9 protein-coding genes are annotated in these 11,313 nt (G+C 62.6%); 3 read left to right on the forward strand and 6 right to left on the reverse strand.

Annotated features, from left to right (window positions below):
- Positions 1 to 47: 47 nt before the first annotated feature.
- Entirely contained in the window at positions 48 to 266 is a 219-nt protein-coding gene (locus tag MF268_RS19475; RefSeq protein ID WP_238372522.1) for a hypothetical protein, read from the reverse strand.
- Positions 267 to 628: 362 nt separating this feature from the next.
- Between MF268_RS19475 and MF268_RS19480 the strand changes: the two genes are divergently transcribed.
- Together MF268_RS19480 and MF268_RS19485 are read left to right on the forward strand one after the other, a co-directional pair.
- On the forward strand, positions 629 to 1,240 hold the full coding sequence (locus tag MF268_RS19480) for a polysaccharide biosynthesis/export family protein (protein WP_238372523.1): 612 nt from the start codon (positions 629 to 631) through the stop codon (positions 1,238 to 1,240).
- A 61-nt stretch (positions 1,241 to 1,301) separates the two neighbouring features.
- Positions 1,302 to 2,672 (forward strand): hypothetical protein, encoded by a 1,371-nt coding sequence (locus MF268_RS19485; protein ID WP_238372524.1) that lies wholly within the window; start codon positions 1,302 to 1,304, stop codon positions 2,670 to 2,672.
- A gap of 25 nt (positions 2,673 to 2,697) precedes the next feature.
- Here the strand turns inward: MF268_RS19485 and MF268_RS19490 are convergent, their stop codons facing one another.
- Complete coding sequence (locus MF268_RS19490) at positions 2,698 to 3,090, reverse strand: DUF3307 domain-containing protein (RefSeq protein ID WP_088632173.1); 393 nt, start codon at positions 3,088 to 3,090, stop codon at positions 2,698 to 2,700.
- A gap of 191 nt (positions 3,091 to 3,281) precedes the next feature.
- Between MF268_RS19490 and MF268_RS19495 the strand changes: the two genes are divergently transcribed.
- Positions 3,282 to 6,296 carry a cyclic nucleotide-binding domain-containing protein gene (locus MF268_RS19495; RefSeq protein WP_238372525.1) on the forward strand — a complete coding sequence of 1,005 codons (3,015 nt, stop codon included), beginning with the start codon at positions 3,282 to 3,284 and terminating at the stop codon, positions 6,294 to 6,296.
- A 121-nt stretch (positions 6,297 to 6,417) separates the two neighbouring features.
- Here the strand turns inward: MF268_RS19495 and MF268_RS19500 are convergent, their stop codons facing one another.
- The 4 genes from MF268_RS19500 to ggt form a co-directional block, all read right to left on the reverse strand.
- A complete protein-coding gene (locus MF268_RS19500; RefSeq protein ID WP_238372526.1) occupies positions 6,418 to 7,866 on the reverse strand; it encodes an amidase in 1,449 nt (482 codons plus the stop codon).
- Entirely contained in the window at positions 7,866 to 8,198 is a 333-nt protein-coding gene (locus MF268_RS19505; protein WP_238372527.1) for an ArsR/SmtB family transcription factor, read from the reverse strand. Before MF268_RS19505 ends, MF268_RS19500 begins: the two co-directional genes overlap by 1 nt.
- Positions 8,195 to 9,433: a mandelate racemase/muconate lactonizing enzyme family protein gene (locus tag MF268_RS19510; protein ID WP_238372563.1), complete on the reverse strand. Its 1,239-nt coding sequence runs from the start codon at positions 9,431 to 9,433 to the stop codon at positions 8,195 to 8,197. Before MF268_RS19510 ends, MF268_RS19505 begins: the two co-directional genes overlap by 4 nt.
- Positions 9,434 to 9,719: 286 nt before the next feature.
- Complete coding sequence (gene ggt, locus MF268_RS19515; protein WP_238372528.1) at positions 9,720 to 11,309, reverse strand: gamma-glutamyltransferase; 1,590 nt, start codon at positions 11,307 to 11,309, stop codon at positions 9,720 to 9,722.
- Between the last annotated feature and the right edge of the window lie 4 nt (positions 11,310 to 11,313).

Below are 11,313 nucleotides of genomic sequence, written 5' to 3' on the forward strand. Positions count from 1 at the left end.
CGGGTGGCGCGGAACGCTTTGTCAGTGAAGGAGCGTCGCGGACCCTATCAGGCCGTTGCGTAATGGGTGATGAGCAGCGGCGGGCGCTCGGAGGCGCTGCGGATCAGGGCGGCGACGTGTAGTACGGCGGCCATGCCCAGTGCGGTCGCGCTGCCGGTCAGGGAATACATGCCTAACGCCATCAGGAAGCCCGCGCCTGAAAACAGGGTGATCGCAGCAGCGATGGTTCCGGTAAGTCCGCCGAGAAGCATCAGTCCGAGAGCCATAACATGTACCTTTCACTAAATTCCGTTCACTGGAGACCATAAGAGCGTTGAAGTTTGACGGAAATAAGGCGGATTTCGGGAGATTGTGGCACGCTTGAACCCAATTTGGAATCAGTCAATGACCTTGAAAACAAGGGCAAAAAACCGCCGATAGCTGGTGAATGTGTCGAAAAGTGACTGTAAATGCCACAAATCGGGGCGACTCGGGCAGCGGTAAGCGGTCCGGGGTGTTGCCTGCGCGGCACGAAACTCTTGCCGAAGAAACGGCACAGGTGCATCAAGGTCCTGTTTACTGTAATAAAGTCGAAACACCGCCGGTTCGTGGGGCTGGCGGGAACAGGAAAATGGACAGAGAAGCTGCTATGACGCGTGTTTTCAAAATTGTGACTGTCTTTCTTGCTGCGCAGTTCATGGCGCTCGCCGCGATGGCGCAGGATGGATACAGCATCAAGCCGGGCGACGTCGTCCGTGTCGAAGTTCTCGAGGATTCCTCGCTTAACCGTGAATCACTGGTGCTGCCCGATGGCCGTATCACCGTGCCGCTGGCCGGGACCGTGGCGGTCGGCGGGCGTACTGTAGACCAGGTTCGTTCTGACGTGACCCAGCGCCTGTCGAGCAATTTCGCAAGCGACCCGACTGTGACCGTTTCGCTGGTTCAGCTGGGCGAGGCCCCCAAGTCGACCGGCACCTATTCTAGCGACATCGAAGTCTACTTTATGGGCGAAATCAACACGCCCGGCCTGGCCAGGGTAGAAAAAGGCACGACTCTGCTTCAGGCGCTCGCCATCGCTGGCGGGTTCTCGCGCTTTGCGGCGACCAAGCGGGTTCAACTGCGCCGGACCGACAGTTCGGGCGTGCAGAAGGTCTATGCCTTTAACTACGACGATGTTCTCGCGGGCCGGACGAGCATTGGCGGAACAGTTCTTGCCAAGGGCGATGTGATCGTCGTACCAGCACGAAAACTATTCGAATAACCGTTTGCAAAAATCGGGGCGGAGCAGGTTGAAAATCAGGGCGCTGATAGGCGGGACGGCAATGGCGTCCCTTGTCATTTATGCGACACAGCCCGGCTGGGCGCAGGATGACAGCAATGCGGGCTTTCACGCCACACTGGGTGTTACCCAGGGCTTCACCTATGGCGATAACCTCGGACTGGGCATTCCGGGAAACCCGAATGACCCCGAGGAAGGCACGAGTTCGCTTTCCACCACCGGGCTGCGCCTTGATATGTCCAGCATCACCCGGACGCAGACTTTCAACTTTTCGCTCGGCGGGTCCGGGCGTTATGGCAGCCCGGCCTCGGGCACTTCGCTCAGCACCGGTTTTGTCGACCCCTTCATGACGGTTCTTTATTCGCGTGAAGGTGCCAATGCGCGGTTCAACTTTTCGGCGGCAATACGGGAAACGGACGTGTCCGATGTCATCGGCGCCGAGTTCGACGACGATGGCGTGCTTATCCCGCCGACCGACCTTGGCGATCTGACCGGGACCGGCACGCGGCGCACCTATACGGCAAGGGTCGGGTTCGAAACCGGGCTCTACTCGCCGTTTGGGCTGCGGTTTCAGGCCGACAGTTTCAAGGTTGAGTATAGCGATACGACTTCGAACTCGCTGAACGATTTCGAGCGTACCTCTGCCCAGATGACGGCGCTGTTCCGGATTGACCCGATCAACACGGCCGTCGCGGACTTCCGCTATTCGCTTTACAATGACGATACCGGCAGTCCGGATGAAGAGACGCGCACCGTCGAATTCGGCTTCGACCGTGATCTGGTTTCCGGCGGTTCGATTGCGGCGCGGCTTGGTTACACCGACACTGACGACGGGCTTCCAAACACGAATGACAACGGCGGCACGACGGGGCGTTTGGTTTATAACGGCAAACTGCCCAACGGCGGCTATAGCGTCGGCTATAGCATCCGGCGCACGAACGATAACGAGATCGACACGCTGCGTATATCCCGCAATCTGGATCTGCCGCTTGGGTCGATCAGCGGGAACATCGGCCTGACCAGTCTTGGTGGCGCTTCGCCCGAGGTCGTGGGCGGGCTGAATTATAACCGGGACACGCAGAAAGGTTCTTATTCTCTACAGGTCAATCGGGCGGTTACCTCGGATTCGGATGACGAGGACCGGTTCAGCACGCAGCTTTCGGCGCGCTATCGTCATGACCTGACGCCCTATTCGAGTTTTGTCGCCAATATCCTTTACTACCAGCTTGACGGCACGGCCAGTTCCAACGAGGTCAGCCGCTCAAGCCTTGAGCTTGGCTATCAGCATTCGCTGACAGAGGACTGGTTCCTGTCGACCGGCGTGAACCTGCGGATGCGGGAAGAAGAGAATGTCGGCCAAGGAGAGTCGCAGGAGATATTCCTGCGGTTGTCGCGCAGTTTCGACCTGTTCTGATCCAGACAGCCCTATGCGGGTCGGCTCAGACCGCGGAGAATTCCACCCAGATCCAGACCATCGCGAGATAGGTCAGGTGATGCAGCGCCTGATCGAAGCCGCTGGCGCGCCAGTAGCCCGCTTCGTTCGGGCCATAGCCCTTCATCTCGGAATAGCGGGCCTTGCCCCAGTCGATATTGAAATGCACGATCCATTCAAGCACGGCCATGACGGCGATAAACGCGGGCGAGGCTCCGACGATGAAAAAGGCGATGACCGAACCAAAGGCATGGACGGCCGCATGTTCGGCGCGGCCGAGGTGGAAATATTCGCCCCTGCCGGACAGCATGCGCGGGGTCTGCAGGAAGTAATCCGCAAACATGTGCTTGATCTGCAAAAGGCTCAGCAGGATCAGGACCGAACTTACGGTTGCTGGCAAGGCGAACTCCGTTACTGCACGTTCAAGGTCAGCTTAGGCGGATCGTGGCGGTACCGCAATCGCTGGTCTTGCAAGCAGGACAAGGGTTTGCGGGTTTGGAGCGTGCCTGCCGCCTTGCTACTCGACGCCGTGGTGGTAATCATGCCGGAACGCATCCTGCGGCATCTGAATGCAAAGCCAGTACCGGGAACATGGCCATAGAACCGACTCTCTTTCGCTATATCTGGAAGTATTCCAAGCGCGATCAGCTTGTGCTGCTGGTCGTGACATCGCTTTTGTTTCCGCTGTTGTACCTGACGCTGGAACTGCCCAAACGGATCATCAACGATGCGATCGGGTCGCAGTCGAGCGAGATCGAGTTTTGGGGCTACAGTTTCTCGCAGGTGCAGTTCCTTGCCCTGCTATGCGCCGGCTTTCTGTTGGCGGTGCTGGCGCATGGGTTGGTCAAGATGCGCGTCAACACGATGAAAGGCATTCTCGCCGAGCGGATGCTGCGCCGGTTCCGGTATACGCTGATCGGGCGACTGATGCTTTTCCCGCAGCCCTATTTCGAGCGGGTGAGTCAGGGCGAGCTGACGTCGATGATCACCGCCGAGAGCGAACCGATGGGCGGCCTGATGGGGGATGCGATCAGCCAGCCTGTGCTGCAGGCGGGGCAGATGATCACGATCCTCGGATTTCTGTTCGTCCAGAGTTTCTGGTTCGGGCTGGCGGCCTGTGCGCTGATCCCCTTGCAGGCGTGGCTTATCCCCAAGCTGCAACGCCAGATCAACAAGCTGAACAAGGAACGCATCAAGCAGGTGCGCGTGCTGGCGGCGGATATCGGCGAAAGCGCCGTCGGTGCGAGCGCGCTGCGCGCCAATGGCGGCTGGCGTTACCGCATGGCGGTGATCACCGCCCAGCTGGGCCGGATGTTCGACATCCGCTTCGAGATCTACCAGAAGAAATTCTTCATGAAGTTCATCAACAACTTCATCTCGCAGCTGACGCCGTTTTTCTTCTTTTCCATCGGCGGCTATCTGGTGTTGCAGGGCTCGGTTTCGCTGGGCGCACTGGTGGCGGCGTTGGCGGCATACAAGGATCTGTCTTCGCCGTGGAAGGAATTGCTGACCTATTACAACCAGACGCAGGATATGTCCGTGCGCTGGGAGATCATCATCGAGCGCTTTGCGCCGTCGGGCATGATGGACGAAAAGCTGTTTACCGGCCGTCCTGAGGAAATCCCTGCGCTGACCGGCGATATCGTTCTGGATCACGTGACGATGCGCGATGCGGACGGTAACGCGGTGCTTGAGGATCTGAACGTCACCCTGCCGGGCGGGAAGGTCATTGCCATCGCGGCGCCGAGTACCGAAGACCGAAAGGCCTTTACCGAGCTGCTGAGCCGGGAGGTTCTGCCGAGTTCGGGCGCCGTCACCATCGGCGGGCGTGATCTGAAGGGGCTGCACCATGGGGTGATCGCCGCGCGGATCGGCAGTGCGTCGTCGCGGCCGGTGCTCTTCAAGGGGACGTTCGGCGATAACGTGACCATGCCGATCCGTCAGAGCCCGAAGGGGGAGAGCGAGAACGCGGCCCTGATCGCAGAGGCGCTGCGCGCCGGGAACAGCCCGGATGCGCTGGATGTGAACTGGATCGATCCGTCGGTTGCCGGTTTCGAGACGCAGGAGGAGCTGCGCGACTGGTGGTTGCGGCTGATCGAAGGGATGGGGCCGGGGAATGCATTGTTCCGGCGCGGTCTGGACCAGAGTTTCGACGCAGAGCGGCATCCGGACCTTGCAGAGCGGATCGTGGAACTGCGCGGGCGCATCAGGTTCGCGGTGAAAGAGGCGGGGCTTGCCCGTCACGTGCATGCCTTTGATCCCGAACTCTACAACCCCGCGCTGCCGGTGGCGGACAACCTCCTGTTCGCGGTGCCGCGACGGTCAATCACCGCCGAGGAAGTGGCTGCGCAGACGGAGTTCCTTGGCCAGTTGCGTAGTCTGCATCTGGACAGGCCACTGATCGAAGTGACGCAGGAAGTCATCGATGTGCTGCGCCAGATCTTTGGCATGGACGGAACGGATCATCCACTGTTCCGGAACCTCGGGCTGGAAGCGGCCACCTATGAGACAGCGGTGGAGCTGGTCGAGAAGTCTCGCAAACAGGGCACCAGCGCGCTGAGCCAGGACGAGCTGGCAAGCCTGCTGACCGTGCCGATGCGGATTTCGGCCGAGAAGATCGGCGTCGCCTTTCCCGAAGAGATCCGGGAGCAGGTGCTGGCCCTGCGCAAGAGCCACAGCGCGCAGCTCTTGGAGAGCATGGGCGATCTGTTTGACCCGCTGGATGAGACGCGCTTTGCTCCCGGTCTGACCGTGATGGAAAACGCCCTTTTCGGGAAGATCTCGCAGGATGCCGGGAGCCGGGGGGACGATCTGCGCAAGCTGGTGGCCGCCGTGCTGGTGGAGAGCGGGGCGCAGGAAGGCGTGGTGCAGTTGATCTATGATCTGCCGGTGTCGATTTCCGGCAGCAATCTTCCTTCGATTTTTGCCGAACCGCTGGCACTGAGCCGGGCGACGATCAAACGGCCCGATGTACTGATACTGAACCAGGTGCTGGCCAGTTACAGCGCCGAGACACGCGCATCGGTTCATGATAACCTGCGGCGGCACATGCCGGATACGACGCTGATCTACCTGTCGGAACGGCTGGAGGATGTCCCGGCGCATGACGTGGCATTCGAGCTGGTGCAGGGACGGATCGTGAGCGAGGATATGCAGATCGGAGAGGAAGCGGATAGCGCGGCGAGCGCGGATCTTGGCCGCAAGCTGCGGGCGCTGGAACAGACCGAGCTGTTTTCGACTCTGAACCGCAAGCAGCTGCGGCTTCTGGCCTTTGGTGCGCGCTGGTTCGAAGCCCCGGCAGGCGAGACGGTGTTCCTGAAGAACGACGCGCCGACGGACGGTGCCTATCTGATCCTCGAGGGTGAGGCGGGTATGTACCTGCCGAAGGAAGAGGGGCCGGATGAGCTGATCGTCACCGCCGGGCCGGGCAAGCTGGTGGGTGAGCTGGGACTGATCCGCAACGAGCCACGGGCCCTGTCCATGGTGGCGGAGAGCGAACTTCGCTGTTTGCGGATCGGTGCCAAGGAATTCCTCGCCGTGGTCGAGCATGACGCGGCGACGGCGTTCAAGCTGTTGCAGGTGGTGGCGGGCTACGTAGGCACCTGAGCCCGGTTGCGGCGGGTGCAGGGGCTTTGCCCCGCCGCCCGTGCCGGCCGGCTCCCCAGGATATTTTTAACCCAAAGAAGGGGCGGGCCGGATTTGCAGTCTTCCTGTGCGGCGGGGCCGTTCAGTGCCTGCGGATCGGGTCGATCGGGGTTGCGGGCAGGTTCAGGGCCTGTTCGATGAAGAAGGCCGCCTGAAGCAGGGTCGCCTCGCCGCGGGGCGGGCCGATGAGTTGCAGGCTGATGGGCAGACCTGTCTCGGTGAAGTCAATGGGCATGGCCAGCGCCGGGAGCAGGGTGACGACGGAGAGGAAGGAAAACCGCAGCCAGTGTTCGTAGGTGGGCAGTTCCTGACCGTCGACGACGGTGGGGTACATTTCCTCGACCGGGCCGGGGGAGGTGCCGACGGTGGGCAGCGCCAGCACATCGTGATCCTGCAGGAAGAGCCGCATGATCTCATAAAGTTGCGAGCGGCGGCTTGGCGCGGCAAAGATGTCTTCGGTCGTCATGGCGAGGCCATAGGCAATATTGGCGCTAAGGGTTTTGTCGTAATGTTTGCGGATATTTTCGGGCTGGCGTGCGGTAGTCGAGGCGTAGTGCATGCCGCGCAGGGTCAGGAAGGTTTCGTTCAGATAGGGCAGGCCGGGGCAGGTTTCCGTGACATCGGCTCCGGCGCGGGCGGCGGTTTGCATGGCGGTGCGTAGGGCGGCGCGGATGTCCTGGTCGACCGGGGAAAAGCCGTTCTGGTCTTCGCTGAAGGCGATGCGAGGCGGGCGCGGGGCCTGTTCGACGGCGCTTTGGTACGAGGTTTCCGGTTGCCTGCGCGAAAGCGGCATGCGGGGGTCCCATCCGGTCATCGCATCGAGGAACAGCGCGGTATCGCGGATGTCGCGCGCCATCGGCCCGGAGAGCGCCTCGCCATTGTAGATTGTGTTGGAGGGACCGCCGCCGGCGCATCCGGGCGAGGGGCGCAGGCCCACGATGCCGCAATGGGCGGCGGGGGTACGCAGGGAGCCCATGAGGTCCGAGCCTTGTGACAGCCAGACCTCGCCGGTGGCGAGCGAGACCGCCGCGCCGCCCGAGGAGCCGCCCGCGTTCAGCCGCGTGTCCCAAGGGTTGCGGGTAGAGCCGAAGACGAGATTGGTGGAATTGCCGCCGGCGCCGAATTCTGGCGTATTGGTCTTGCCCATGACGATGCCGCCGCGGGATTCGAGCCGTTCGACCATCGGGTCGCTTGTGGCGGGGATGTGGTCTTTCAGTCCGAGCGTGGCGAAAGTGCTGCGCACGCCGCTGACATTGGAGAGATCCTTTATGCCGATGGGGAGCCCTGCGAGCCAGCCTGCCAGCCGGGCGTTTGCCGCCGCGTGATCGGGCAGGTCGGCGAGGGTGTCGCGGGCGCGGGTGAAACAGGTTGTGACGGTTGCATTGACCGTCGGTTCGACCTGTTCGATCCGCGTGGCGGAGGCGGTGACGAGATCTGCAGGGTCGAGATGACCCTTGCGTAGCTCGGCGACGATGTCGCGGGCGGGACGGGTGCAGAGTTCGGGGCCGGTAAAGGTTGTTTCGGGACGCATCAGGACTCGCAGAAAAGGGAATGGAGTAGGCCGATCACCTGTTCGGTGCGGTGGTCGGCGAGGGCGTAATAGACGGTTTTGCCGTTGCGCCGCGTGGTGACGAGGTTTTCGTCGCGCAGGCGGGCCAGCATCTGGCTGACCGCCGCCTGCCGGATGTCGAGGAGGGATTCCAGTTCGCTGACGGAAAGCTCTCCCTTGCAAAGGTGGCAGAGGATCAGCAGTCGGCCCTGGTGGGAGAGGGTCTTGAGATAGGCGGCGGCCTCGCCGACCTGGCTGTCGTCGAAGGACGCTTCGCCGGGATCGGCAGTTTCTAAGGGTGCGGGGCCGGTCACGGGGTTTGATCCGGTGACGGGGCGCCGCCCTGGAAAGCGTTGCCGTTCACGTAGTCGCAGGGGGCTTCCTGCATTTCGAGATGCAGCCCGGTGCCGGTGTAGGGATGGGCGCGGGCGAGGTCTTCGTCCACGTCGATCCCGAGACCGGGGGCGTCGGAGAGGGTGACATAGCCGTTTTCGACCTTGATCGACCCTCGGATCAGGTCGTTGTGGAACGGGGTCTCGATGGTCTCCGCCAGCAGCAGGTTGGGGATCGAGGTGGCGAGGTGCAGGTTGGCGGCCCATTCGACGGGACCGGCATAGAGATGCGGGGCCATCTGTGCGTTATAGGCTTCGGCCAGGGCGGCGACTTTTTTCATCTCCCATATACCCCCTGCGCGACCGAGCGCCGGTTGAAGGATCGAGGCGGCGCCGGACTGGAGGAGGGCCGCGAATTCGGCTTTGGTGGTGAGGCGTTCACCGGTGGCTACCGGGATGTTCACGGAGGCCGCGACACGGGCCATGCCGGGGGCGTCATCGGGCGGCACGGGTTCTTCGTACCAGAGCGGATGGTAGGGTTCGAGCGCCTTGCCAAGGCGGATCGCCCCGGCGGTGGTGAATTGCCCGTGCGTGCCAAAGAGCAGGTCGGCCCGGTCGCCGACGGCTTCGCGGATCGCCTTGCAGAACGCGACCGAGCGGGTGATGTCGCTCATCGCGGGCATATGGCCGCCGCGTATCGTATAGGGGCCGGCGGGGTCGAATTTTACTGCCGTGTAGCCGTGCCGGAGCATCTCGGTCGCGCTTTCGGCGGCCATGTCCGGGGAGTTCCAGAAGGCGGAGATGTCATGGCCAGGCTGCGGGTAGAGATAGGTGTAGGTGCGGATGCTATCATTCATGCGCCCGCCAAGCAGCGCATGCACCGGGCGGTCGCGGTCCTTGCCGAGAATGTCCCAGCAGGCGATTTCCAGCCCGGAGAAAGCGCCCATGACGGTCAGGTCGGGGCGCTGGGTGAAGCCGCTGGAATAGGCGCGACGGAACATCAGTTCGATATTCTCGGGGTTTTCGCCCTGCATGTGCCGGGCGAAGACATCCCGAACGACCGCCTGCATGGCGACAGGGCCGACGCTCGAGGCGTAGCATTCGCCCCAGCCGGTGATGCCGGTATCGGTCGAGAGCTTGACGAGGATCCAGTAGCGTCCGCCCCATCCCGGTGCGGGGGGGCTTGTCACGATGATGTCGAGATCCTGAAGTTTCATGTCTGCCACTACCATGCCCTCTTACCTGGGCGCAGCATTGCGGCTTGTCTTCGATGGTGCAAGCGGGGATCGGTTGCGGGATCAAGTTTTGTTGTGGAAGGCGACGGGCCGGGTTGGGGCTTTGCCCCGCCGCCCTTCGGGCGACTCCCCAGGATATTTTTGACCCAAAGAAGCGGATCGGTGCCCTCAGGGAAAGGCGGCGTTTCGCGGGAACGAAATGCGATATCCACGAAACGCCGAGGCGCCGGTGTATTCCGTGAGTGGCGGCGGCGCCTGTTCGGGGAGTTCAGAAGCCGAGCGCCATGCCGTCCTTGCGGCTGTCGCTGCCTCCTGAGAGGGTGCCGGTTTCCCTGTCGATACGGATCGCCTGGCTGCCGCCGATCGGGCTGTCCATCACTTTCAGCTTGTGACCGCGGGATTCCAGATCGGCACGCGCTTCGGGGGAGACGCCGGGCTCGATCTGGAGTTCGCCGTCATGGGCGAAGCTGCGCGGGGCGTCCATTGCCTCCTGCAGATCCATGTCCAGATCGAGCAGGGCAGAGAGGAAGGCGGCATGGCCCGCTGCCTGGTACTGGCCACCCATCACGCCAAAGGGCATTACCGGTTTGCCGTCCTTGCAGAGCATGCCAGGGATGATCGTGTGCATCGGGCGTTTATAGGGGGCGATGGCGTTTGGGTGGTCTTCGATCAGCCGGAAAGAAGCGCCGCGCGAGTGGAAGAGGACCCCGGTGGCAGGGTCGAGCCGGGTGGAGCCGAACCCGTGGAAGATCGAGTTTATGAAGGAGAGCGCATTGCCCTCTTTGTCGACAACACAGAGATAGATCGTATCCTTGTGTTCGGGTTCGCCCCAGAGAACGGGTTCCTGTGCACGGGTCATGTCGATGCGGGCCGCGAGCTTGTCGATGACCGCGTCCGAGAGCAGGGTTTCGGTGACGCCGGGACAGGACTCGGGGTCGGCGATCAGCGCGTCGCGGTGGAAATAGCCGAGCTTGGTGGCCTCGGCGTGGAGGTGGATGCGGTCCGCTTCGGACATATCCGCGCCCATGTCGAATTTCGACAGGATGCGCAGGATGACCAGCGCAGCGAGGCCCTGCCCGTTGGGGGGGCATTCGACAACATCATAGCCGCCGTAGGGGGTTGAGATCGGATCGACCCAATGGGCCTGGTCGATGCCCTTGTTGAAATCCTCTTCGGTGTGCAGCCCGCCGAGGGATTGCAGGTGCGCGGCCATTTTGGCGGCGGTTTCGCCCTCGTAGAAACCGGCGGCACCCTTGGTGGCAATCTCGCGTAGCCGGTCGGCGAGGAGGGGCTGGGCATGGTGTTCGCCGGCCATAGGAGCGGTGCCTTTGGGCAGGAAGAGGGCGGCGGCGTGGGTATCCTTGCCGACGGTGGCGGCGTTCGCGGCCCAGTCCTGTGCCACGCGGGGCGTTACGACATAGCCGTTTTCCGCATAATGGATCGCGCGGGCAAAGAGACGGTCGAGCGGCAGGGAGCCGTGATCCTTGTGGAGCAGGCACCAGGCGGAAATCGCGCCGGGAATGGTGACCGCGTGGGGGCTGGTCTGGGGGATCTCATCGGTAAGACCGGCGGCTTTCAGTGCCTCTACCGTGGCGGCGGCGGGGGCGCGGCCCGAGCCGTTCAACGCTTTGACCGGGCCATCCTTGGGTGCGTAGAGCGCGAAACAATCGCCGCCGATTCCGGTCATCAGCGGATCGACCACGCATTGCACCGCCACGGCGGCGATGGCGGCGTCGACCGCGTTGCCGCCGGTCGAGAGGATGTCGAGCCCGGCAGCGGTGGAGAGCGGGTGGGAGGTGGCGATCATCGCCTGCGAAGCCAGCGTGCTGGGGCGGCGGGCGGAGAAAAAGTCGAACATTCGA

The sequence above is a fragment of the Heliomarina baculiformis genome, assembly GCF_019966545.1.
Lineage (GTDB): Bacteria > Pseudomonadota > Alphaproteobacteria > Rhodobacterales > Rhodobacteraceae > Heliomarina > Heliomarina baculiformis.